Origin of the sequence: Coprococcus sp. HCN-4056, assembly GCF_037892645.1 — a bacterium.
Lineage (GTDB): Bacteria > Bacillota > Clostridia > Lachnospirales > Lachnospiraceae > Coprococcus > Coprococcus ammoniilyticus.
Map to the genome: position 1 here is coordinate 98,895 of NZ_JBBKBL010000006.1, position 24,474 is coordinate 123,368.

General features: G+C 39.5%; 26 protein-coding genes and 1 pseudogene. 5 read left to right on the forward strand and 22 right to left on the reverse strand.

Annotated elements, in window-relative coordinates; translation table 11 throughout:
* Positions 1-15 precede the first annotated feature (15 nt).
* The 4 genes from WKT03_RS10580 to WKT03_RS10595 form a co-directional block, all read right to left on the reverse strand.
* Positions 16-636 carry a CDP-alcohol phosphatidyltransferase family protein gene (locus WKT03_RS10580; RefSeq protein WP_008399837.1) on the reverse strand — a complete coding sequence of 207 codons (621 nt, stop codon included), beginning with the start codon at positions 634-636 and terminating at the stop codon, positions 16-18.
* Positions 630-1,673 carry a lysylphosphatidylglycerol synthase transmembrane domain-containing protein gene (locus WKT03_RS10585; RefSeq protein ID WP_021943300.1) on the reverse strand — a complete coding sequence of 348 codons (1,044 nt, stop codon included), beginning with the start codon at positions 1,671-1,673 and terminating at the stop codon, positions 630-632. Before WKT03_RS10585 ends, WKT03_RS10580 begins: the two co-directional genes overlap by 7 nt.
* 312 nt (positions 1,674-1,985) lie before the next feature.
* Positions 1,986-2,693, reverse strand: coding sequence for a zf-HC2 domain-containing protein (locus WKT03_RS10590; RefSeq protein WP_340391903.1), 708 nt, complete (start codon positions 2,691-2,693; stop codon positions 1,986-1,988).
* Positions 2,690-3,181: an RNA polymerase sigma factor gene (locus tag WKT03_RS10595; RefSeq protein ID WP_021943298.1), complete on the reverse strand. Its 492-nt coding sequence runs from the start codon at positions 3,179-3,181 to the stop codon at positions 2,690-2,692. Before WKT03_RS10595 ends, WKT03_RS10590 begins: the two co-directional genes overlap by 4 nt.
* A gap of 173 nt (positions 3,182-3,354) precedes the next feature.
* Between WKT03_RS10595 and WKT03_RS10600 the strand changes: the two genes are divergently transcribed.
* A complete protein-coding gene (locus tag WKT03_RS10600; RefSeq protein ID WP_340391905.1) occupies positions 3,355-4,719 on the forward strand; it encodes an MATE family efflux transporter in 1,365 nt (454 codons plus the stop codon).
* A 436-nt stretch (positions 4,720-5,155) separates the two neighbouring features.
* Here WKT03_RS10600 and WKT03_RS10605 read toward each other — a convergent pair whose 3' ends face one another.
* Genes WKT03_RS10605 through WKT03_RS10615 form a run of 3 tightly spaced genes read right to left on the reverse strand, consistent with a single transcriptional unit; the run spans position 5,156 to position 7,497 of the window.
* Entirely contained in the window at positions 5,156-5,959 is an 804-nt protein-coding gene (locus tag WKT03_RS10605) for an ABC-2 family transporter protein (RefSeq protein WP_173788879.1), read from the reverse strand.
* A gap of 3 nt (positions 5,960-5,962) precedes the next feature.
* The gene (locus WKT03_RS10610) at positions 5,963-6,754 is read right to left on the reverse strand and encodes an ABC-2 family transporter protein (protein ID WP_173788878.1); all 792 of its coding nucleotides are present in this window, start codon (positions 6,752-6,754) and stop codon (positions 5,963-5,965) included.
* Positions 6,739-7,497, reverse strand: coding sequence for an ABC transporter ATP-binding protein (locus WKT03_RS10615; RefSeq protein WP_340392065.1), 759 nt, complete (start codon positions 7,495-7,497; stop codon positions 6,739-6,741). The genes WKT03_RS10610 and WKT03_RS10615 overlap by 16 nt, the downstream gene beginning before the upstream one ends.
* 118 nt (positions 7,498-7,615) lie before the next feature.
* On the opposite strand from WKT03_RS10615, the gene WKT03_RS10620 reads away from it, so the two are divergent.
* Both WKT03_RS10620 and WKT03_RS10625 read left to right on the forward strand, forming a co-directional pair.
* On the forward strand, positions 7,616-8,491 hold the full coding sequence (locus WKT03_RS10620) for a LysR substrate-binding domain-containing protein (RefSeq protein ID WP_173788876.1): 876 nt from the start codon (positions 7,616-7,618) through the stop codon (positions 8,489-8,491).
* A 462-nt stretch (positions 8,492-8,953) separates the two neighbouring features.
* The gene (locus tag WKT03_RS10625; protein WP_173788875.1) at positions 8,954-9,217 is read left to right on the forward strand and encodes a type II toxin-antitoxin system prevent-host-death family antitoxin; all 264 of its coding nucleotides are present in this window, start codon (positions 8,954-8,956) and stop codon (positions 9,215-9,217) included.
* A 145-nt stretch (positions 9,218-9,362) separates the two neighbouring features.
* Here the strand turns inward: WKT03_RS10625 and WKT03_RS10630 are convergent, their stop codons facing one another.
* The 7 genes from WKT03_RS10630 to WKT03_RS10660 all read right to left on the reverse strand — a co-directional run bounded on the left by WKT03_RS10630 (position 9,363) and on the right by WKT03_RS10660 (position 16,103).
* The gene (locus tag WKT03_RS10630; protein WP_173788874.1) at positions 9,363-9,572 is read right to left on the reverse strand and encodes a hypothetical protein; all 210 of its coding nucleotides are present in this window, start codon (positions 9,570-9,572) and stop codon (positions 9,363-9,365) included.
* Between the two features lie 75 nt (positions 9,573-9,647).
* Entirely contained in the window at positions 9,648-10,691 is a 1,044-nt protein-coding gene (locus tag WKT03_RS10635; protein ID WP_173788873.1) for an ATP-binding protein, read from the reverse strand.
* Entirely contained in the window at positions 10,688-11,368 is a 681-nt protein-coding gene (locus WKT03_RS10640; protein ID WP_340391913.1) for a response regulator transcription factor, read from the reverse strand. The genes WKT03_RS10635 and WKT03_RS10640 overlap by 4 nt, the downstream gene beginning before the upstream one ends.
* A 27-nt stretch (positions 11,369-11,395) precedes the next feature.
* Complete coding sequence (locus WKT03_RS10645) at positions 11,396-13,873, reverse strand: ABC transporter permease (protein WP_340391915.1); 2,478 nt, start codon at positions 13,871-13,873, stop codon at positions 11,396-11,398.
* On the reverse strand, positions 13,866-14,561 hold the full coding sequence (locus WKT03_RS10650) for an ATP-binding cassette domain-containing protein (protein WP_173788870.1): 696 nt from the start codon (positions 14,559-14,561) through the stop codon (positions 13,866-13,868). Before WKT03_RS10650 ends, WKT03_RS10645 begins: the two co-directional genes overlap by 8 nt.
* Positions 14,562-14,597: 36 nt before the next feature.
* A complete protein-coding gene (locus WKT03_RS10655) occupies positions 14,598-14,771 on the reverse strand; it encodes a hypothetical protein (protein ID WP_173788736.1) in 174 nt (57 codons plus the stop codon).
* Positions 14,772-14,849: 78 nt separating this feature from the next.
* A complete protein-coding gene (locus tag WKT03_RS10660) occupies positions 14,850-16,103 on the reverse strand; it encodes an AAA family ATPase (protein WP_173788869.1) in 1,254 nt (417 codons plus the stop codon).
* Between the two features lie 337 nt (positions 16,104-16,440).
* Here WKT03_RS10660 and istA point away from each other — a divergent pair, with 337 nt between their 5' ends.
* Together istA and WKT03_RS10670 are read left to right on the forward strand one after the other, a co-directional pair.
* Positions 16,441-17,757 carry an IS21 family transposase gene (gene istA / locus WKT03_RS10665; protein WP_243863385.1) on the forward strand — a complete coding sequence of 439 codons (1,317 nt, stop codon included), beginning with the start codon at positions 16,441-16,443 and terminating at the stop codon, positions 17,755-17,757.
* Complete coding sequence (locus WKT03_RS10670) at positions 17,750-18,535, forward strand: ATP-binding protein (protein WP_201854404.1); 786 nt, start codon at positions 17,750-17,752, stop codon at positions 18,533-18,535. The genes istA and WKT03_RS10670 overlap by 8 nt, the downstream gene beginning before the upstream one ends.
* 432 nt (positions 18,536-18,967) lie before the next feature.
* Here WKT03_RS10670 and WKT03_RS10675 read toward each other — a convergent pair whose 3' ends face one another.
* The 8 genes and pseudogenes from WKT03_RS10675 to WKT03_RS10710 all read right to left on the reverse strand — a co-directional run bounded on the left by WKT03_RS10675 (position 18,968) and on the right by WKT03_RS10710 (position 24,438).
* Positions 18,968-20,323, reverse strand: coding sequence for an MATE family efflux transporter (locus WKT03_RS10675; protein WP_340391924.1), 1,356 nt, complete (start codon positions 20,321-20,323; stop codon positions 18,968-18,970).
* Complete coding sequence (locus tag WKT03_RS10680) at positions 20,316-20,765, reverse strand: MarR family winged helix-turn-helix transcriptional regulator (RefSeq protein WP_173788866.1); 450 nt, start codon at positions 20,763-20,765, stop codon at positions 20,316-20,318. The genes WKT03_RS10675 and WKT03_RS10680 overlap by 8 nt, the downstream gene beginning before the upstream one ends.
* A gap of 88 nt (positions 20,766-20,853) precedes the next feature.
* On the reverse strand, positions 20,854-21,231 hold the full coding sequence (locus WKT03_RS10685) for a TnpV protein (protein WP_118508148.1): 378 nt from the start codon (positions 21,229-21,231) through the stop codon (positions 20,854-20,856).
* Positions 21,232-21,310: 79 nt separating this feature from the next.
* The gene (locus WKT03_RS10690; protein WP_173788865.1) at positions 21,311-21,736 is read right to left on the reverse strand and encodes an Arm DNA-binding domain-containing protein; all 426 of its coding nucleotides are present in this window, start codon (positions 21,734-21,736) and stop codon (positions 21,311-21,313) included.
* 19 nt (positions 21,737-21,755) lie between these two features.
* Positions 21,756-21,941 (reverse strand): helix-turn-helix domain-containing protein, encoded by a 186-nt coding sequence (locus tag WKT03_RS10695; RefSeq protein WP_173788864.1) that lies wholly within the window; start codon positions 21,939-21,941, stop codon positions 21,756-21,758.
* Positions 21,942-22,467: 526 nt separating this feature from the next.
* A pseudogene (locus WKT03_RS10700) lies at positions 22,468-23,533 on the reverse strand (IS256 family transposase); the annotation flags it as partial.
* A gap of 59 nt (positions 23,534-23,592) precedes the next feature.
* Complete coding sequence (locus tag WKT03_RS10705) at positions 23,593-23,739, reverse strand: hypothetical protein (protein ID WP_243863384.1); 147 nt, start codon at positions 23,737-23,739, stop codon at positions 23,593-23,595.
* Positions 23,740-23,808: 69 nt separating this feature from the next.
* Positions 23,809-24,438 carry a phospholipase D-like domain-containing protein gene (locus WKT03_RS10710; protein ID WP_340391932.1) on the reverse strand — a complete coding sequence of 210 codons (630 nt, stop codon included), beginning with the start codon at positions 24,436-24,438 and terminating at the stop codon, positions 23,809-23,811.
* Between the last annotated feature and the right edge of the window lie 36 nt (positions 24,439-24,474).

A 24,474-nucleotide genomic window follows, 5' to 3' on the forward strand; every position in this document is an offset into this window, starting at 1 on the left:
TTCTCCAATCTTCTCCTACCAAATATGGAGCATTCGAAGCACCGCCAGCGTTACAACGCCAACGATGATCGCCAGTGTGCGGTTCTTTGGTTTACGGAATTTGAAATTTGTAATAAACAGCAAACCGACCAACAGTACCAACGCATGAAGGCTGAGCATGAATTCCCGCTTGCCAAGCATCGGCTTAAATACTGCCAAAAGTGGCAAAAGCACAGCCATAGATGTGATCGGAAGTCCCTGATAATATTTACGTTTTTCCTCTGTCTCATCCTGTCTGACTTCCTCAGAAACATTGAACCATGCCAGACGGATCAAGCCCGCCAGCACATAGAATAACAGGATCGCAACACCAGTCAATCCACGCATTCCCATACGGTAGCAAAGGATTGCCGGTGAAACTCCAAAGCAGACAATATCCGCCAGAGAATCAATCTGGATTCCAAATCGTTTTTCAACCTCTGTACGATCTTTCTTTGTCCGTGCAACCTTGCCATCAAACATATCGCACAAACCGGAAATTGCCAGACATACAAGTGCCATCCGGCAGTCGCCATTTAACGAAAATAACATACCACCGATGGACACCATCAGACTGATATATGTAAGAATTACTGTATAATCATAAACACCTAACATTTCTCTACCACACTTTTCTTTTTTCTTCCAATAGTAAAATTTGCAACAATCGTAAATATCGCACTGAGGATCAGTTCCGTATAATACCCCAGGCCACGGGACAATACCATACCCGGAAGGAGAAGCATACTTCCAAATACCGGAAGGAAGATATCAAGGAATATCTTCTCACTAATTCCCATTCCGCCCGGAAGCGGCAGCATATCAACTGCAACCGCAATTGAGCCTTGAAGAAGTATCACGGTAAACGCTGATGTTCCTTTTAATCCAAATGCAAGATATACGAACCAGGTTGCTGCAAACAACGCAAACCGCTGCACCATCGTAATGAGGAATACAACGATCAGCACCTTTTTATTTTCCTGCAAATAAACAGCAGCTCCCCGATACTGATCCATCGACTGAACCAGCTTCTTTGCTCTTGACTTTCTATGTTTTAATATATGGATTCGTTCTAACAAAATATGCCCTTTGATCATAATTGACTTTGCAAAATTCGGATGAAATGCAAATACAACCATAATCACTACACACACCACATTTAATCCCATTCCGAGATAAAACCAGAAGATTGCATCCGATAAATACCGATGTATAAATCCCTGCCCGAAGATCACCAATGCAATACCAAGCAGTACCAGTACCATCTTGTAGATAATGGTTATAATCAACAATACCATCGTTGAGATCGGAATCGGTATATCTTCTTTCTTCATATAGTAAACCTGTGCCGGCTGACCGCCCGATGCAGACGGAGTAATGCAGCTAAAGAAAAAGCCAACGGATGAAAATAAAAAGCAGGTCCATTTCTTTACCTTTATACCTAGTGAATGCATCAGATAATGAATAATGATAGATTCTCCCCATATGAAGATTATTACACAGATAACGCCGGGAATCAACCAAAACGGGTTCACAGTTTTAATTATTTCGATGATCCGCCCCATATCCTTGCCATGAAACACACCATAAAGAGTTGCTGCAAAGATCAGAAGCAAAAAAATTATATTAAATATCCATTTTTTCTTACTCTCCATACGTCCTCATTTCCAATTTCACTGCCTTATGCATGAAGCATTTTTACTGTTTCTTTACCATGTCTTTGCCAATATCTGTTTCAGTATATCACAACGTTTGAAAAAAATGTTAAATCTGACATTAATATCACATTAATAATATTTAATATTATATTTTCAATAGGAATTTCCAATCAATTAACTTTTTTACCATGAAGTGCACCCCTTGTTTTACTTTACAAGGATAACTTTTCTAATATAGAAAAAAGCAGTCTGTAGAATAAAATTATTCTCAAAGACCGCTTTCTATGCTGACTTTCGCCAAATATGAAATTATTTCTGTGCCTCTAAAATCTTAGGCTCCTGTCCTTCTTCCCATAAAACAGTTACTTCTGTTCCATCCTTATGACAGTAAACTACCTTCCGGATCACCGGCAAACTCTCTGTCTCTTCCTCATCACCGGATGCAAATGCTGATGTTATAGTGGCACCTTCCCGGTGTCCACCAAGTGCATGATAGCTCTCTGTCAATTGCCATGATCTGCTCTGACCGGTTGGATCAAGGGAAGTCAGTCCCTGTTCACCGAGATAAAATCTTACAATTCCATTTTCCAGTTCCTCTCCTGTACTGATCGTCACGATCTGTCCGCTTCCTAAGAGAGCAGACTGATGCAGATATAACGCTCCATCCATCTCGACCACTTCCACATTTCCCTGAATACCCTCTGCACCGATCTCCGGCCATACCTCCGACCAGTGTGAAGTAACCGCCCAGTTACCGACTACCCACAAAACAGCAAATATCACAATAACGATCAAAGCCCGTCCCCAGACCTTTTTATTTACAAATTTACGAAATCCTTTTACATCCGCACTGTCCTTCATCGGCAAGGCAAGGTCTGACTTCATCTGCTCCGCAGTTTTTCTGCAAGAATCGCAGGTCTTCATATGTTCTTCTACTAATTTTTTACTTTCTTCGCTGCAAACCCCATCTATATATAAAGGAAGCAGATCATTTATCATTTCACATTCTTTTTTCAAGATAATTCCTCCATTTCATTCATGATCAACAGCCTTGCACGATGATACGTCACTCGCGCCCAGCTCTCTGTTTTTCCAAATATTACTGCAATTTCCCGAAATGGCAGTTCGCCAAATACTCTCAGATTGAATACTTCCTTATACGGTTCACTCAGGTTATGAACCAGTTGATGAATCTTCATCGCCTGTTCCCTGTCCACGGTATCTTTGACAAAATCGTGATCCGAGGCCCGTTCTGTCAGCATCTCATCCGGTTCAGTCGTTTCCCGTTTCTGTTTTTTCACATAAGTAAAGTAAGTATTCTTTGCAATCTGGCACAACCACACGCGTATATCGCAGTCACCCTTGAATCGGTCTACTGCCTTTATGGCTTTCATAAATGTCTCCTGCGTAATATCTTCCGCTATATGCGCGTTTTTACTTAACGCGAAAACATACCGATACAAGTCTGTATAATAGTTATTGTAGATTTCTTCTATTGGTACCAATTTGCTTATTCACCTCCCATCACTTATATGACAACGCTCCCAGAAAAACGTTACAGAAAAATTTATATTTTTTATAATATCCGTCTTGACGACATTTGTCGATGGTGTTTAAATAGATTCTGCTTCTAATGTGTGAAATAAACATTTCAAAATACTACTTTGGGATTATAGATATGAAAACGATAAAGTCAAAAGAAATGGATATGTTAAACGGGGGATTGGTTGGCAAGCTGATCCTTTTTTCACTGCCGCTTGCATTCAGCAGCATTTTACAGCAATTATTCAACTCCGCAGATGTCGCTGTTGTCGGCAGATTTGCCGGAGATAATGCGCTCGCTGCAGTCGGAAGCTGTGTGGCTCTGGTCGGCATCTTTGTCAACCTGATCGTCGGTCTGGCTGTAGGACCAAATGCCGTCCTCGCTAATCTGATTGGTCAGAAACAACGTGACAAGATCAACGATATGGTACATACGATTCTGACATTTGGCACAATCCTCGGACTTGGACTTATGATCCTCGGCTTTGCCTCTGCCCGGATCATTCTGGAATTATCCGGTACTCCGTCCGGTGTTCTTGCCGAAGCACTGTTATATATCCGCATCTATTTCTTAAGCATTCCGTTCATGACCGTTTATAATTTTGGAGCTGCCATCCTGCGAAGCTTCGGTGATACCAGACGACCAATGTTCTATCTTATCATCTCCGGTATCGTAAATGTCATCCTGAATCTGATCCTCGTCATCTGCTTTCATCTGGGTGTTGCCGGTGTTGCCATTTCCACTGTAATCTCTAATATTATCAGTGCTGTTATGGTCATGGTATACCTTTACCGCAGAGATGATGAATTTGCATTCCGGTTCAACCGGATGAAGATTGTACGCTCGTATCTGCGCAAGATCCTTCAAATCGGTATTCCATCCGGTATCCAGGGAACCATTTTCTCGATCTCAAATGTTTTTATCCAGAGTGGTATTAATTCATTTGGCAAATTTGCGATTGCAGGTTCTTCTCTTGCACTTAATTTTGAATATTTTACCTATGACATTGCAAATGCATTTGCACAGGCAACAGTCACCTTCACCAGCCAGAACTATGGCGCAGGAAACATCAAACGCTGCAAGAAGGTGTTCTGGTTAAATATGCTGTTTGGCATTGTCTTCACAGAGATTCTCGCAGTTATCTTTATCGTATGGAGTGACTTTTTCGTCGGAATCTACACAAAAAGTACAGCAGTCGCTGCCTATGCTTTGATCCGTATGTATCATGTCTGCTCATTGGAAGGTCTAACCACTACTTACGAGGTTGAAAGTGCCGCTCTCCGTGGTATGGGCAAATCAGTGGAACCTGCAATCTTCACCATCTTAGGAACGGTTGTTTTCCGCTTGATCTGGCTTGGCACGGTCTTCCGCCTGCTTCCAACATTTGACTGGCTGCTGAATGTATATGCGGCTTCATGGATATTTACCGGATGCGCACTGTTTATCGTGTATGTAAGACATATGCGAAAGGTAGAAAAGAAGATGGGGAAGGCGCTGTAGAGCCCCATAAATGGCTTGTTTTCGCCATTTATGAAGCTCTGTTTACTATTCAAACTCTTCCCGAGTTTATTATCGGCAACTCACAAATGCTGATATTTCCTGCATTGGGGGCACATCTATTTCGTCAAATATCGCTCTTTTTGCATCGTTTTCAAAACTTTTAATAGCAAATTAGTTGCAGTATCTGCACCGACAATTTTCCATCGGCTTGATACAATCTACTTTTTTATTACTCACAATGGCGAATAGTTTCAATTTATATTTATCCTCATTTACACATTTCCACATAAACAGTGGGAACATGGCAGTAATCTGGTACAAGTACAGGAAGTACTCCATCGCCATAGACATTTACAAAAAATCTACAGATTGAACAATGGGTATTGCTTATTTCTATCAGGTATAACCACACCCAAACATATATTGAACCATTTATTTATGCACCCGAACTCCCATAATGCTTAAGTCCTTTTTTCCACATCAAACATGCTAAACAAGCAAAAAGCAATGCAATTGCAGGCGAAAGATAGCCGAGAATGTTGTTTCCAATGTTCTTTCCTAAGAGAATCGCCACCGGATAATATGCAGTAAATGCATATGGAACAACAAATGTAAGCAGTAATTGTATCTCCTTTGAATATATCTGAATTGGATAATCGGTAAAATTCTTAAGCCCATAATTATTGTCCGTAAGCAGTGATACAATCTCCTCACTTTTTATTGTCCAAAAGCTAATACTGCCCGTGATTATTGTGATTGAAGAAAAAATCACAAAAGAACATAACATGCTCACTACATAAAAAATGATATTTCTAAGATTCCATACAATCGTAACCTTCTGCATGCTGATTGTCCAAAATATAATTGACAGAACAATTCTTGGCAGAAACGTATATTGAAACTGCTGTAACACAAGATATGTCATTGGGCCTATTGGTCTTGTCATATACATATCAAAGCTTCCATTTCTTATCATTTCTCCTATATCCTTCATAGGACTCCAAAAGAAAAAACAGCTTACGGAATACGATGTCCAGCTCGTCGTAAACATAAACAACACTTCATATTCAGTCCAACCTCCAATGCCTTTAAAGTTATGGAAAAGTATTAAAAATCCTGCAAAATATACTCCAATAAGTATTGTATTTGCGAATAATTCCAACAACAAGGCTCCGTGATATTCAAGTTTGCTTTTTATATATATGATTACAAATCGTTTGTACATACGAAGTAAATTCATATACTACCCTCCCTGAACAACTAATTTTCTATTTCCTACAATCCAGATAATTTCATTTAGCACGATTAAAATTACTATCCACACAACCTGAACGCCAAGTTTTGAAAGTAGCGCAATTCGACTCATGCTTGATGTAAGTGTATTAACAGGTATGGAATAAATCGCACTAAACGGAAGAAACATGCTGACCTTTTTCAAAAATGTTGGAAACAACGTCACAGGAATCCACATCCCTGAGAGAAGTTTGTAGATTGCATCCAAAAACATATTGATAGGCCAAGTCACTATAAGCCAAAAAGCCAAAAGACCAATCAGTAGAGAATAAAGAAACTGAATAAAAAAAGCAAACACCACTGATACCAGCCCTAAAACTATTTGCGCGTCACATAAATAGACTTCCTTCACAAACACTTTTACAATAACGCATAATGGAAGGGTAAATAAAGCAAGTTTCAATATGCTGCTTCCCAAATGTCGGGAAAATAGCATGGCTCTATACCGAATGGGTCTTATCAGTTCTATCGAAATGTTCCCGGTTCGAATCTGATTATTTACCCATTCAATCGTATTACACTCCATAAACGAAGAAATGATTGTGGCAACTGTTACATAACAAATAGTTTCTTCTCTGCTTAAAGCTGAATCAATCTGTGATCCTGTTGAAAATAACGCATTCCAGATTGATAGCTGAAGATAAAGATATACTATCTTGGATAATAATTTTGCTACAAATGCACCTTTGTAAACAATCTGTTCCTTCACACCAATTATCATATAATCTAAATATTTTTGCATATATAATCACCCTCATAGATTTCTTTTACTATTTTCTCTAAATTATATTTGCCATCCGAATCCGCATAATTTAATAGTAGTTCCTGAATTGTTCCATTATACAGAATTTTTCCTTTGTCAATGATTATTGTCTTTTCGCACAGTGCTTCAATATCAGACATATCATGTGTTGTAATTACTATGGTTGTCTTCCTTTCCCTGTTAATAGTTTGAATGAATTCCCTCATTTTTGACTTAGCAAGAACATCGATACCAATAGTGGGTTCATCAAGAAATAAAATCTCCGGATTATAAAGTAATGCAGCAGCCAGATCTGCCTTCATTCTTTGTCCAAGACTAAGTTGTCTGGGCGGTTTATTAATATATTCTGAAATATTCAGAATATCCGCAAAGATTTCCAGATTATCTTCAAATAAACTCTTGGGAATACGATACATATCTCGAAATAGTTTAAATGATTCCATAATCGGAATATCCCAGCAAAGGACACTTCTCTGTCCAAATACGACACCCATTTTAAGCAGTATTTCTCTCCGATTCTTTTTGTAATTCAATCCACTGATTGTAACTGAACCATCATCCGGCGTAAGAATACCTGTCATCATTTTTATAGTGGTAGATTTTCCAGCTCCATTCGCGCCTATAAATCCTACCACTTCTCCCTTAAGAACATTAAATGATATATGGTCAACTGCTGTGAAATTCTTGTATTTTTTTGTCAGATTCCTAACTTCAATTTCCACCAACTCTTGCACCTCCTATACTTTTTCTGTATAATATCATCCAAGCGAACAATTAGTAAAATTGAAGTTTTAGATTGTTTTGTTCAGTTTTTTTGAACTATGTATGGAGAAAAATAATATGACAATTATTCAATTACAAACCTTTATGACAATTATAGAATTAGGCAGTTTTTCTGCTGCAGCCAACGCCCTTGGGTATGCTCAATCTACCGTTACGACCCAAATAAAGCAATTGGAGGAGGAATTAAACTGCCTCTTATTTGAAAGACTTGGTAAAAGCATTATACCCACGCAAGAAGGCGAACGTTTGCTCGTATATGCAAACAAAATACTTCAACTGACAAATGAAATACAACATAATGTCCCATCTCAGACAGAACCTACTGGTGTTTTAAAGCTTGGAGTTTCAGAGTCACTTTGTTACAACACATTTCCAACACAGGTACTGGAGTTCAAAAGGCGTTTTACAAAGGTGGATCTTCAGATTTCCTTCATAGAACACAGTACTTTTCCTACTCAATTAAAAAAAGGTGACCTCGATATAGTTTATACCCTAAACCCACTTATCGAGTCACCCGAATTAATGTTGCTTTATAAGAAGCCTGAAACTCTTGGTTTTTATGCCAGCCCTATGCATGCCATTTCTGCACACGATCACATTTCAGAAAAAGATCTTGATCATATTCCTCTACTTCTGACATCTCATGGCTGCGATTTTCGCGCCATGCTGCTGGACGACCTGTCCCAAGCAGGTATTACGCCCAATGTAATACTCCAAACATCAAGCAAAACTGTATTGAAACAATTTGCTATCAATACACTTGGTGTGGCCTTCATCCCTGATATGATAATAAATGATGAAGTAACTGATGGTCTGTTAAAGAAATTGCCCTGGTCTGGCTGTGATTTTCCTATATATTCACAGATTTTTGTGCATAAAGATAAGTATATCAACACCGCTATGCAAGGGTTATTAAATATTCTTGCACAATAGCGTTGGGATGCCTTATTTAATAGTAAGGGGACAGAAAATTAGAAATAAGCAGAATTATACACACCTGTTTCTTTTCATACATACTTTGTCCTGTTAAAAATTGAAGAAACATTTCTCCGTTTGGTAAATTTATATTCTGCAAATCAACTACTCATGCGCTTTCACTGTATGAATACGTTTTACATATTCAGGATCAAAGTGATTATTGATCTCACTTTTTCCTGTATCAAGTACCGCTATTTTTCGCATAATTTCACAGGGATAAAATCAGTGCTTATTGAGCAGGACATTAACAGCACTATTTATGTTAGCAATCTTGCAGAAGATATAATCTGTGATATAGAAGAAAGTAGCCAGGAGCACCTAAAGAATGAATATAAACATATTTATAGACGCACATTTTATATTGCTTTTTGAGACATAATTATGCTATAGTCATGTCAGAGAAAGGAGTGAAACATTATGCCACTTATTATGCCTATTAAGGATTTACGCAATACAACTGAGATTTCTAATATCGCACACAAGGAACAGGAGCCTATTTTTATTACTAAAAACGGATATAGCGACTTGGTTGTAATGAGTAGCGAATTATATGATAAATTTGCAAGAATGAACCGCATCGACCAAGCCATATTTGAATCAGAACAGGAAATTGCCAACGGAGCAGAAGCAGTTGACGCTGAGATAGTTTTTGCAGAATTGGAGAAAAAGCATTTTAGATAAATACAAGGTAAAAATCAACCCTAAGGCAATTCATGAATTAGACCATATTTACGAATATATTGCAAATGAAACAGTAAGGACTTCCCAAGTAGTCGGGAAGCCCTTACTGTTTCGTCGATCTGTTGACCGGTTCCATATTATATATCTATATATGTAAGATCGCACACATGATCCAGGACAGCAATGCTGCCATCAGCGGATAATCTATGATAGTGCCGAGTATCTTCTTTTTCCATGCCTTAGGAGGCACATAGGGCATCAGATCCTCAGTCCCCGGGATCAGCCAGGATTTCGTATGTCCCACCCAATACCAGTCGATGAATACTCTGTCAAAGATACCGCAGATCTCGAACATTACCGTCAGCTGTATAAAACCTTCCAGAAAGCTCCCTGCACATTTTTCTCATACCAGTGCACACCGCCCACCGGGCTATTGCTTTGGCAACACGATACTGAAACAATTCCCCTGTCCGACCGGATGCACACTAAGACAACCACCCTGTTTCTCTATAATTTCTCTGGCAAGATACAGACCAATTCCAATACCGTCCTTTTCACAGGTATTCTGTCCCCGATAGAACCGTTCAAATATACGGGTTCGTTCTTCCCCGGATATTGGTTCATTTTGATCGGTTACACTAATCTCTATGGTCAGTCCTAACTCCCGGACAGCCAGAATAATCTCATTTCCCGGTTTGCCATACTTCACAGCATTATCTAACAGATTAAAACAGGCTTCTGCCGTCCATCTTCTATCATGTAATATATCACAGCTTATCTCTTCCTTATAAGTGATCATGATATCCGCTTTCTTCGCATCGGTATAGATATCCTTCACCGCCTGTAAGATGGTTTCATTGATGCTTTGCTTCTCACAGTGTAGTGTGATCAGACCACTTTCTAATCTCGATACTTTGATCATGCTTTCCGAAAGAAATATCAAACGTTCCACCGACAGATCCAAGATATGTAAATATTGCTGTCTCTCCTCTATCGTGACATGTGGATTTTTCAAAAATTCCGTATACATCTTCAAATTCGAGATCGGTGTTTTTAACTGATGGGAAAGATCCGATACCAGACCTTTGATATTTTCATGCTCTGCCCGTTCCCGCTCATTTTGAAGTCTAAGAGTGGTAACAATCTTATCGGTCTTACTCTGTAATTTGGATAGCAGCGTATCTTCATTTTCCGGAAACACTTCCTGTCTTTCTAATTCCGACAGGCTGTCTAACAGATCTGACAACGCTGCAACAATCTGTGAAATGCAGACATCATCGGTATGCTGCAACAGCCTCATAATTCCGATCATTCCCGCACCACAACCAATCACAATAACAACCGGTAACCATTTCCCAACATAGAGATACATGATAACCGCCGCACCCACAACCACAAGAAGGGAGCATGCATACAGCATCCTCACCCTTCTTGCATAGTATTTCTTATTTTGTTGATATGAATATTCTTTCATGCTTCCTCTCCAAATGTATAACCAATTCCAAATACCGTAATGATATACTGTGGATTACCTGCATCCTCTTCTATCTTCTGCCGAAGCCTGCGGATATGCACACTTAATGTATTCTCATCCACATAATTTCCATCACAATCCCATATCCTCTGCAGGATCGTATCTCTGGTCACTACCCTGCCTTTATTTCGTATGAGTAATTCCAAAATACGATATTCCGTTCCTGATAATTTCACCGGTTCTTCTGACAAAAAAACCTGCATGCGCTCAAAATCCACCGTCATATCTTTATAATGAAAACGGGCATGGTTCTTATCCTCTATACTTCTTCGAAGCACTGCTTCAATCCGTTGATATAGAAGTTCCACAGAAAAAGGCTTTGCAATATAATCATCACATCCGGCCCGGAACCCCTCAATCATATCCTCATCCGTATCCTTTGCGGTAAGAAATACGATCGGAACCTTCATGCTCCCTCTTAACTGTCTGCAATAATCAAGCCCTGCACCATCTGGGAGATTACGGTCAAGTAGAATCAGATCAAATCCATGCTGCATACAGGCATCTGCTTCCTTACGGGAATATGCCGTCTCCACTGCATATCCCCGCTGCTCTAAGAACAACTTGACACCACCACATATAATTACATCATCTTCCACAATCAATATCCGTCTCATTTTTAACTCCTATCATCCGCTGCTATCCTATTCTGCCATTCGCAGCCGTTCCACAACCGTTTCTTTGTTTATCAGACAAAATACTAACGCCGGTACTACAATGCATATCACAAATAAAACCACAGCCATGACAATTACTAATTCAAATGGATAATGGAATATCGCATAATCTGCTATATGCATACATAATCGCCCGGTTCCATACATCATAAGACTTCCTAACGTCAGGATCAACCCACAACTGATCATACCATAGACCAGACCTTCATACATCAGCATCTCTCGGATCTGCCGTTTTGTCATACCGACACTTTCCAAAACCGCAAGTTCCATTTTTCTCGTATACACACCGGTGATCATTACATTGATATAATTGACAACACCAATCAATATCAGAATCAGGGAAATACCTCCACCGATCACCTCAAGTGACATCATAGATTTCTTAAAATCTGCTGCTTCTACCGAACGGATATCGCTGGCAAGAATGATCGCATTTCCTTTCACAATCCGTTCTACGGATGGCGTAACATCCGGTTCTTTCCCTTTCTTTGCATTCGCAATAATACAATCCACTTCTGTATCCGGAAATAACGAATCCATCACCTGGTCACTCACAAAAATGGCATCCGGAGCGCCGCCTAATACCCAATAATATCCTGCGGTAATTCTTTCGTCATCCTGTAATGCCGCACCAACTGTAATCTTTCTCTCATTTCCAGTGTCAGCATTCCGTAGTGTAATTGTCCTGCCTTGCATCCGCTTTGTTGCATCCTCTGAATCCAGATATCCGATCAGACAGATCTCGCCCCTTTCAAAAGCTTCCATGTCGACCTTCTGTGCGGCAGTCTTGTTATATGATTCTACCATTTTCGTATTAATGGAAATCAATGGAGCTGAATACTGTGCCGTCTTTTCTGTTGTCGTCTCATAGAACTTTACAATGTCCCCGGGATTATCTTCCTTTTCCAAAAAAGGAGCATATAACTCCGCATCAAACGGAAGCATGACATCTGCACTACGATTGGTATATACCTCATCCATTCCATCTATCTCCCGCATCTTCTCTGCAATATCCGTCATGGTCACACCCTGATCTGCTCCGCCTTCATCGCTGCTTCCATACAATACATAATCATTATGCAGATAGTGTGCGATATAACTATCGGCACTTAAGCAGTCAATAAATGTATTCACGCATAAAAAAGTGACGGATCCCATAAAAACAGATGCAAATACAAGAATGCTTCTCTTCTTTTCCCGGAATACGTTGCGCCATGCCATTTTCGGCAGCTTGCCGCCACTCGTTGTCCTGTAACAGTTTTTTACTTCATTTCCCGTATACTTCATTGCATCAATTGCAGATATCTTACCCGCATACTTCGCTGGTTTCCTTGCACTGATAGATACTGTTACAAATGCAAATAATACGGAAAACAGATAAATACCCGGATGGAAGCTTACCGTGGAAGATACTGCCGATTCCCGTCCAACCGAGAACATCGTCATCGCCAACGGAACAACACCAAAGGATACTCCCGTGCCAAGCAATACTCCGATTGGAATACCAATACATGCAAGATACCTCGCCTGCCGTTTCACAATCTGCTGAATCTGCGGCATCGTAGCCCCGATCGTCTTTAACATTCCATAGAAACGAATATCCTTTGTCACAGAAATGTACATCACATTATAGATCAGCAGATATCCGCTTAACACGATCATCATGGCAATCATTCCAATACTGATTGCAATGACAATACGATTGGAACCATTTTCTGACTGCGTATCATAGCTTGCATCAATCTTTTGGTCTTTTCGTAACGTCACCTGTTCCTCTAATTCATCCCTTAAACTCTCCTGCTTTCCTTCTTTGGCGGAAATGCTGACACGTCCATTCTCCTGCATCGTAAATCCCGACTTATCCATATATGCTTTAGACACCAACGTTGTATTGCCTTTGCTATAACAGGTATACCAGCCGGATAATTGAAACAACTGCTCTTTTCCATCTAACATAAGTACAATATCCTGACCGATCTGTGGTGTCTGAATGTCAAGATTGTCAAGTGTCTGCTTGGTTAACATAATATCATTCTCATTTTTCGGATAAGTTCCCTGTAGATCTGTAATGGCCGGCTGCAAATTCTTCTCAAATTCCGTTGTATCATAATATTGAAGGAGATATTGATATTCTAAATCCTTACTTGCAACCCTCTGGGCATCTATCTGAATTCCTGCTGCCCAAAGAGAAGGGCATCGCTCTATCTCCTTTACCTGTTCCTTTGTCGGATGATCGATCGAGATCGATGCCTTTGTTCCCTGTAAGCGAAGCTGCATCTGATTTATATTCCTTGCCATAGAAAAACCCAGCGTAAATACTGCCGTAAACATAAAGGTTGTCAATACAATGGCAAGAATAACGATTACATTACGAACGCGGTTCTGCTTTAACATCCGATGATAGATACGATTAACCGCCGTCTGATTATTATTCTTAAGCATCCGCATTTCCCCCTTTTGTCTCAGAGGAAACAATCTTTCCATCTTCAATCCGTATCATCCGGTCGGCAATGGTAGCAATCTCTTCGTTATGTGTGATCATAACGATGGTCTGTGCAAACTCCTTACCAGTCATCTTCAATAATGCAATGACATCCATGCTGGTCTTACTGTCCAGATTACCGGTCGGCTCATCCGCTAAGATAATCGACGGCTTTGCTGCCAATGCCCTTGCAATGGCAACTCTCTGCTGCTGACCACCCGACAACTGATTCGGCATGGCGTACCGTTTTTCGGAAAGATTCAGCATATCCATGATTCTTTCCACATAAGCCTCATCAATCTTTGCACCGTCTAACTCAATCGGAAGTACAATATTCTCATATACATTCAAAATTGGCATCAGATTGTAATTCTGAAATACAAATCCAATCTTCCTTCTTCTGAAAATGGTAAGCTCCTCGTCCCGCATTTCAAAGATAGATTTGCCATCTACGATGACCTCTCCGCTTGTCGGCCGGTCAAGTCCTCCTAACAGATTAAGAAGCGTTGATTTGCCACTTCCTGAACTTCCAATAATAGAAACAAATGTACCTTCTTCAATATCAAGCGAAACGTGGGATAATGCATGTACCGCATTATCCCCGTTTCCATATATTTTTGTAAGATCATGCGTTGATAAAATGTTCATTTCATCTCTTCCTTTCCTGTTGATACGTTCATTCTATCATACGCATCTTACAATCTTCTTACAGTTTTCCTTAAAATGTGATAAGATTCCACCTACTAACAATCCCCATACAACTGCGTTAATTCCAGCTATATTAATAAAATCGGAAGCAAAAGTATAGGTTGCTACTGCACCAATCCACATAGCCCTGTGCATATCTATTTTTATCATATTTCTTCTGGTTATCATGTACTCATACGAGAAAAGAAAGAAAGCAGTTGATTTATTTAAATTATTTCATTTTCCATACTAAAACTCCAAGCTATCCGTATTGAGTAGAAAATATTTCATACCCATGATTACAAAGCCTTCCTCATTTCTCCAAGGCTTTTTCGTTCCATTTACTATAACAATCTTCTTAAATGAATCCGGAATACTTCGGAGTGAATTAAGTTCCTGTGTCTGCTTTTCCTCAGAAGTCATATCGTAAGCCACCTGAATGTAATATCTCTGACTGCCCTGGTTCACTACAAAATCAACCTCTAACTGCTTATGAACCCTCTTTCCTTCACTATTCTTTGCAAATACATCCACAATACCGACATCCACATTGTAACCACGCACAAGCAGCTCATTATAAACTATGTTCTCCATAATATGAGTCGGCTCCTGCTGTCTGAAGTTCAGTCTGGCATTTCTAAGTCCTATATCCGAAAAATAGTATTTAAGGTTTGCTCCTACATATTTTCTTCCCTTAATATCATACCGGTCCGCTTTAGAAATCAAAAATGCCTCTGCCAAATAATCAATATGGTTGGATATAGTTTTATTGCTGTAATTGATACCTCTCTCACTTTTGAATGTATTTGATATTTTGGTTGGATTGGTAGGTGTTCCTATGGCAGAAGCAAGAATATCTACCAAAGTTCCAATCTCATCAACATTTTGAATTCTGTTTCGTTCTACCACATCCTTGATATAAACATTGGTAAAAATATTTTTTAGATACTCAGCCTTTTGGCGTTCCACAGAGAATTGTGCTACCTGTGGCAACCCACCGTATATCATATATTCCTCCCAAGCATCATCATAATCTCCATCAAAAGCCGCATAAAACTCCGCGAAGGATAACGGATAAATTCTGATTTCATCTCCTCTGCCTCTAAATTCAGTTACAATATCACTAGATAAAAATTTAGAATTACTGCCGGTTACATACACATCAATGTTACTGATACGAAGCAAACTATTCAACACTTCCTCAAATCGTGGCATAAACTGTACTTCATCCAAGAGCAAATAATACTTCCGGTCATCTTTCATTGCATCTTTAATATGCTGATAACACTTCTTTGGATCTCTCAGTTCCTCATTTTCAATGCCATCTAAAGCAATCTCAATGATGTGGGCATTATCTACGCCACTCTCCAATAAATATTTCTTAAACAACACAAATAACAGGAATGATTTGCCGCATCTCCTGATTCCCGTGATAATCTTTATCATTCCGTTATCTTTTCTTATCTTTAACTGTTCAAGGTATGAATCTCTTTTAATCTCCATAGTATCGCTCCTTGTTTTTGTGCATTGCACAAAATTTGGTAATGTTATTTTACCACTAAATTATTTTTACTTCAATAGCTATTACTATTTTTTGTGCATTTGCACTTTTTTATGTAACGGTTATAGATAATATGCAAAAAAGATACCTACACCATGCCTAAATTGACACAGTATAGGTATCCTTTCAAATCCAGAAACATACTTCTGTTAGAGTCCGCTTGAAACAGCCAGCCTAAGACCAGCAGAAACAGCCAATTTCAGTTCATTAGAAAAAGCCATTACCGTATGGTTTCATGCTCTATAATGGTGTTAGTCAATGCACCATGAAAGGAGAAACATGAACGAAATCAACAACAGTAATGACTTGCAATCTATCATAACACAAGCCATTGAAGAATTGAAGTCAGAACAGGCAGACAGGTTCGACATAAAAAAAATCAATCTTGCTGAACTTGAACGTCGCACTGGTTTGACAAGAGCTCAATTACGGAGGTTAAAAAAGAACAACTTCAAGGTAACACCGCATGCACTTACCGGAAGAAAGGCTGATACTACTATCATTTCTGCTTATTCCGGTGTGATTGATGGCCTTCTGAAAGAAGGAGTATCTAATTCAGAAGTTATTCTTGAAAGAATCCAGGAACAGGGGTATATGGGCAGCCTGACTACCGTAAAAAGATATATCAAAGATCATAGGGATCTCATCCCGCCAAAAAGACAGGCAGTTGCGCCTCAGGGAAACCGCGGACGCCGTTACTCCAGTGAGGCTGGCGAAAGCTATCAGATGGACTGGGGATTCGTAAACGTGGATTCTGGTGATGAAACTCCTTATAAAGTGGCTTGCTTTGCAATGATCTGCCATCATTGCGGCGAACGATATATAGAATTCTTTCCGAACGCAAAACCGGAAAATCTCTTTATTGGTATGATCCATGCTTTCAAACGTATGGGAGTTCCTGAACATGTACTTACAGACAACATGAAGAGTGTTGTGCTTCATCGTGATTCGGAAGGGCATCCAATCTGGAACCATGATTACGAAATCTTTATGGATACAATCGGCTTTGAAACAAAGCTGTGCAGACCCAGACATCCTTTTACCAAAGGAGCCGTAGAACGTCTTGTGCGTTTCGTAAAGGACAACTTTCTTGCTGGCCGGGTATTTGGCACTATTACAGATCTTAACTACGAAGCATGGAAATGGTGCGATACCCAGAATAACCGATACCATAAAGCAGTTGATTGTATTCCTCACGAAAGGCACTCTATCAGTTGTATGAAAAACGTATCCTTACTTAAAGATACATTTGATGTACGTAAGTACCTGTGTCCAATCCGCTGTATTTCTTTTGATGGTTTTGTTACATATGAAGGCAGGCGTTTTGGCATCCCTTACAGTTATGTCCAGCATACCTGCCGCGTTCAGAGAGAAAACTTCACACTGTATGTTTATGACTTAGAACTGCGTAAAGTATTGATCACCCATGACGTGACATGGAGCCGAAAAGACAGTTTCTGCAAAGGACAGTTTATAGACGATCAACCAGAAGAAAAACCGTCTGCTCCAGTTAAAGTCTGCATTACACAGAAAAAAGAAACCGCTCCAAAATCTGCGTTTGCAAAGTTTGCGTTTGGAGGTGATCTGCATGAATGAAACACTGATCGAACAACTCCAGGCAGATGCTTGTGCACTGGATATCAAGATAACGACTCAGGAGATTGCGTTATATTTGTCCCAAAAGAAAGTTCCGCCGGAACATCTGGAAGCTATGAAAGAATTCATGGCATATCTAAGAAAGAACCAGCGGGATAAGGCGATAAGCGCACTGTTGTCGCATAGTCGGATTCCTCAGAAGGAACCCAGTACATTCGATAACTTTGATTTCAGCAGAGTGAATGGTGAAAATGCTGTTCAGATAAGGAATCTTCCGAACCTAACAGCACTTTATTCTCGACAGAATATAGCCTTCATTGGACCTCCAGGTGTAGGAAAAACGCATTTATCAATGGCATATGGCAATGCCTGCTGTCAAAAAGGATTGAAAGCGTATTTTATAAAAGCAACTGAACTAAATGAGAAGTTCACGAAAGCACGAAGGACAGGAACCGAAAGCAGTGCCATCTCAGGTCTTGTCAGACCATCCTGTCTGATTATTGATGAAATAGGACGCAGTATTTTTGATATGGAAAATACCCGTCTGTTTTTTGACATGATTGACCGAAGATGCAGCAAGGAAGGTCCAAACTGCATGATTTTCACCAGTAACCTGACTCCCGATAAATGGCGTGATTTCTTTCGAGAAGATGATGCTTTACTCTGTGCTCTGGATCGAACTTTCGATGCTGCTACCGTTTATCTCATGAAGGGAGAAAGTTATCGTGGACGAAACTTAAAAACTTATTCGATAGAAATCAATGATCCTGTTGAATAAGGGACAATAAGCAATTAGATAAGTTGGTGCATTGGCTATTTCTAATGAGCTTAAATTGGTCAATTCTGTTGGACTCTGAGTGGTTAATTCCCCCGGGCTCTAACATCCTCATAAAATTCAAATTTTATGTCGCTTTTAGCACCTTTAAAATCCCTTAAAATAAGGCTTTTCTCTACTTTCAGATTCTTCAAAAACTGCTGCCAATCGGCTACAGACAGACTTTTGATAAGAAAAAAGACCCTGACAGTCTGGAACTCCCAGACCATCAAGGTCATTCTTTATTCTTAATTGCATTTCATGTTTTCACAGGATGATACTTTTGCCCTAAATATTATCCTACTAAATTTATAAAATTTATCGCAACGGTTTTTAAGTTTTTGCTTCTTGATTACTTAACGGTGGAAAAAGAATGTTTTCACATAGGGCTGTTGTTTACATGTCATTTTTTTGTTTTTTTAATTCTATACCCACCAGTACAACAGATAGCACAAACGCTGAAAAATCAGCAACAGGTCCCGCAAGCAATACTCCCATAATTCCGAAACGAAGCGGGAGCAGCAGGGTAAGCGGAATCAACACAAAGGTCTGCCTTGTTAATGCCAACAGAGCACCTCTTAACGATTTTCCTATTGCAGTAAAAAAACTAGAAGAAAGCAACTGCACACCATTTACCAATACCATAAAAAGATAGGTACGCATGAACAAAACAGCAAATTCAAAATACAGCTCGTCCCCATCTCCGAATAGCGAAATGATAGATTGCGGGAAAAATTGAAATGCGATGAAAGCAATTGTGGAAACAACAAGGTTCCATTTTACCGCAAGCAGGTAAGCCTCCCGTACACGATGGTATTGCCTTGCCCCATAGTTGAAGCCGATAATCGGCTGTGTTCCCTGCGAGATTCCTACAACAATCGCAAGGATTATGGCATTTGTTTTCATAACGATTCCGCAAGCAGCTAAGGGAATATCTGTTCCATATTTTGTTAATGCGCCGTAATAAGTCAACGAATTGTACTGAATGATTTGAATCACGGTAACTGCAATCTGGTTTGAGCTGCTGCTTATTCCCATGCTGCAAATTTTCATGCTTTCTTTGATGTCCAATAAAAACGACTCTTTTTCAAAATGGATTGTTTGGAAACGCCATAGATAACGGAGTGCGAGTATGAAGGAAAAAATTTGCCCAATAACTGTTGCCCAAGCTCCGCCGGCAATCCCCCAATCGCAAGCAAAAATAAAAATAGGGTCAAGAATGGTATTGATAATAGCTCCCATAACCATGCAAACCATTGAATACTTTGGTTTTCCATCTGCTCGAATCAAATTGCTCATACCATTCGTTACAATAAGAAACGGCATTCCAATCAATGTTATGCTGGCATACTGCTTTGCATATGGAAATACATCTGTCGTTGCCCCAAATGCCTTTAGGAGCAAAGACAGAAAAGCTTCACCAACCAACAAATAAATAATTCCGAAAATCCCCATCAGAACAATACCATTTCCCGCTGCTTTGGCGGCAGCTTTCGGCTCTTTGCGTCCAAGACAGAGGGAAACACGGGAAGCACTGCCAATTCCAACCAGCAGTGCAATAGCAAGGCAGATGGTAGAGAACGGGTAGGCAACATTGGTTGCTGCATTTCCCAGATAACCGACCCCTCGACCAATAAAAATCTGATCCACAATATTGTAGATTGAGCCGACAAGAGACGCCATAATACTGGGAATGGCAAAATCTTTCAACAGTTTTGAAATTTTTTCATATCCTAGGGGATTCTCAGTCATTAAATTCATCCCCCTTTCTTTCTATACGGAGTTCCGCTGTAATATTTTCACCTGCCTGAATCAGCAAATCAATAAAGAGGTTTTTATCAGATTCCCTGAAGCCTTGCAATAAAAGAGCTTCTGTCTTTTCACATACCGTCTGTACCTCATCAATTACAGACAGCGCACGTTCCGTAGGATACAGCTTACACGTCCGCTTATCCTTATCATTTGGGGAACGCATAATCATTCCCTGCTTTTCTAATGCCGCAACTGTCCGTACAATATTGCTCGGATGAACATAAAACATATCCATTAAAGAATCCTGTAAAATGCCAGGCGAACGACAGATTTTGATTAAGAACATATATTGACTGTTGTTGATTCCATAGGGGGCAAGTTGCTTGTCCAAATAGATTTTGTAAAATCGGTCTGTTACTGAAAGCCATTTTAATAGTTTCATAGATATATTCCTCCTAACCACCAGTATGATAACATAATATGCGTGCGCACGCAACTACTTTTAACATTATATCTGCCGCTTTGTCCTCCTAAACACAAATCAATTCTACATCTATAATCTCTACTGCTCTGCTACGAATATTATTCATTTTCCCGACCCATTCAAGCTGATTTTCTGCCTTTAGCTGTTCTGTTACTCCCTGCCTGTCGGCATATTCTTTTACCAGCCGAGAAAACATATCCTCTGCCTGTTCATCCACGCTTGCAAGGTATTCGTTCAACCTGCCGCTTGTCAGCAGATTAAGATAAACAAACTGCTTATACTCTTTGAGATACTGCAAATGCCTTTGCCCCCATATTCCTATGGGCTTTTCTTTTTCGGAAGGTAATGCAAGCTCTGGAAGGTAATAGTCGCCCTGCTTTGCATACCAAAGACCGTTTCTTTCATCATAAATCCTATTTTCCATAATGTTTCCTACCTTTCCTCTTGATTATTTCTAAAGTGTTTCCCACGCTGTTTAGACTGTTGTACTGCCTTTGCCTGCTCTAAAAGGCTGTCCGATAGTTAAAAATTGCACATAATTGAGCATGAATAGTCTTAAGGTATGTATCTGAAAATCCTTTCTTTTTTATCTCATTTTGCCATTTCTTTATATCTAATGGGGTTATCTCTGCCACTTTTCTTTCCTTGAAATAAGGTAAGATATGGACATCAATCATATGCCGTTTAGTATACATGGTTGATTGTCTAATATCATGAGATATCATCTCGAAATATTCATCTACAAATGAATCAAATCTCATATCCATATTCGCCTGTGCTTTTCTTATAAATTCTTCTTTCCAAGCTTCTGCTTCTCGCTTTGAGTCAAACCCTAGTTTACGTTTTCGACGTCTTATTCCTGCATAATCAACGTGGTAAAATTGTACTGACCACTTACCATTTGCCTCTTTATTAAAATATCCAGCCAAAACCTATCCCCCCCCTTTCCTAATCAATATCAAATCCACCATAATACTTTTCTGCAAAAAATTTCTTAGGTATTTTTCCTGAAACAGTTATATACCTCTTCTTTGCTAGCTCCTCATTCAGGGCTTTGATAATTTTATATGCATGCCCCTTTGATACACCTAATAGGTCTGCCACTTCCTGTGCTGTGTAATAAATAGTATTCATAATGAATACCCCCTTAAATAAAGTATTTCTTCAAACGAAGATACTTCTATCCCCATAACTCAATTACTCTCTCAGATTGCGACATCTTCATTTCAACCATTCAGGATGTCTACAGGATAATAACTCTTACTGAACCCCTATTCAAATGGCTCAATACTTGGATTTTTATACTAAAATAAGCCATTTCCAATAACTGACGAACTCGAAAACAGTCTCAAATAGATACCCCGTTTATAGCATTATAAAAAAGAACAATGATGCTTATTCATCACGACAAACACTTACAAAAACTAAACAACCTTCCATTTTCACAAATAACAAAGGCTACGGATACTGCAACTCATTCACAGAATCCATAGCCTTGGTTGTACCATATAATTCTTATATCAAAAAACATATATTATATAGAAGAAACACTTGGGAAGTAAACGATCAAATCTTGCCCCATATTGTCATATCTTACCGGCAATAATTCTTCGCTTACTTTTTCAATCCCACACTCATGCAGGTAATCTGCCAGCTCCAGCAAAACTTCGATAGCATTGGTCGTGTAAATGACCTTTCTGACATCCGGTGAGAACTTGAAAATGGGCGTTTATTGCATCCCAGTTGTCATACCAGCGTTTCATGGAATTCGGGTATTTTGTGGTTCATTTCTCGGTGACGCGATCCAGAGCCAGTCTAGCCTTTTCTTCATCGGAAGCATGGTAAATCGTCTTTAAGTCGGCAGCAAACGCTTTTCTGTCCTTATCCGGAACGTATTTCAGAGTGTTTCTTACCTGATGCACAATGCATCTCTGATACTCTGTTTTCGGGAATGCAGCTGCGATTGCCTCTTTGATACCACTAAGACCGTCAGCACAGATAATCAGGATATCCTTTACCCCACGATTCTTCAGTTCATTTAATACGGACAGCCAGTATTTGGAGCTTTCATTATCGCCTACAGTGATTGAAAGAACCTCCTTTTTCCCTTCCGTGTTGATGCCCAGAATCACATATGCAGCTAGCTTTCTGATTACTCCATTGTCGCGCACAGAATAGTGAATAGCATCTATGTAGAGGATCGGATATACCTCATCCAGCGGGCGATTTTGCCAGTCTTCAATCTGAGGCAGAATTTTATCTGTGACGTCTGAAATAAATCCTTCCGATGTCTCAAAACCATAGATATCTTCAATGGCTTCTGATATTTGCCGGGTTGTCATACCTTTCGCATACATGAATATAATCTTCTGGTCGATGTCAGAAATATCCTTCTGGCGTTTCTTTACTACCTGCGGTTTGAACGTTGATTTACGATCCTGCGGAACATCAATATCCATACTTCCATAGCTGCTGTTTACTCGCTTTGATTTATATCCGTTACGATAATCATCGCTATCAGAGCGCTCGGATTTTTGATAGCCAAGATGATCATCCATCTCTGCTTCCATCATTTCTTTGATGGTTCCTCCGAGCAGATCTTTGAGAGCATCCTGGATATCTTCAGCAGTTTCGATATCATACTCCTGAAGGAGTTGCTGAATGATATTTCGTTTTCCCTCTGTCATTACTACTTTGTGTACTGGTTTCTTTTCTCTTCTTGCCATAATTAAAGGCCTCCTATGATTTTTATTTTATCATAGAAGACCTTGCTACTATAAACTATTTACAGAAAAAGTTTCACACACTCATCAATTAACACACCAGGGGATTTCTTATCCTGCTTGATACGTTTTTCAAGTTCCCAGAATTTAGCGGAAGCTTTTTTCTCGCTTTGTAAAAGTGTTATGTAATCTGTTGCTAGTCGTTCCATGTAGCATTCCTGCCAATCCGGTATTTTGTTCCGGAATATTTTCCAATCATGTTCTGATATTTGCATTTTCTATGACTCCTTTCCAAAGGTCAATCCCATAAGCTCCATTGCAATTTTTTTGCTTTGAACTCGCATCATGCTATCCTCTGCATTACTTTTAGACAACAGATTCATACTTCCATACCAAACGATTTCCTGATCCACAATTGCAAAATGTTCACATGATTCTTCCACTGTTTTTACATAAAAACCCGCTTGCCGCATTTCTTCATGTAATTGCATCCAAAAAGCTGCATCTCCAAACCCATAGGAATCCGGTTCCCATGTGACAATTGTAATTTCAACTCCTGCCACCTGTTTATCACGCAATAAGCTAATCAATTCATAAACCTTGGCACCACTGATTACCGGACTTGATATAACAATATTTTTATCTGCCTGCAGTAAATCTTTTTTATAGGTTTCCAAATAATTCTCACAATCAAAGATTGCGTTTGCAGTCTGTTTTCTGCTTTTGGGTCCGCTACATATATCATATCCGATTTGCCTATATGCTTTTAATCTCTTCGCATACATATTATCAAACATCGGAATGTGGCTGTCTACATAATCATATACAATTACATTTTCTTTTCCATCATAATGTAACCTTTTTAATTTTTGCATAATCCCTGAATACCGTTGCTCTTGATATGTCAAGTTCTGCCATTACCTGCTCAACTGTCACGCGTATTA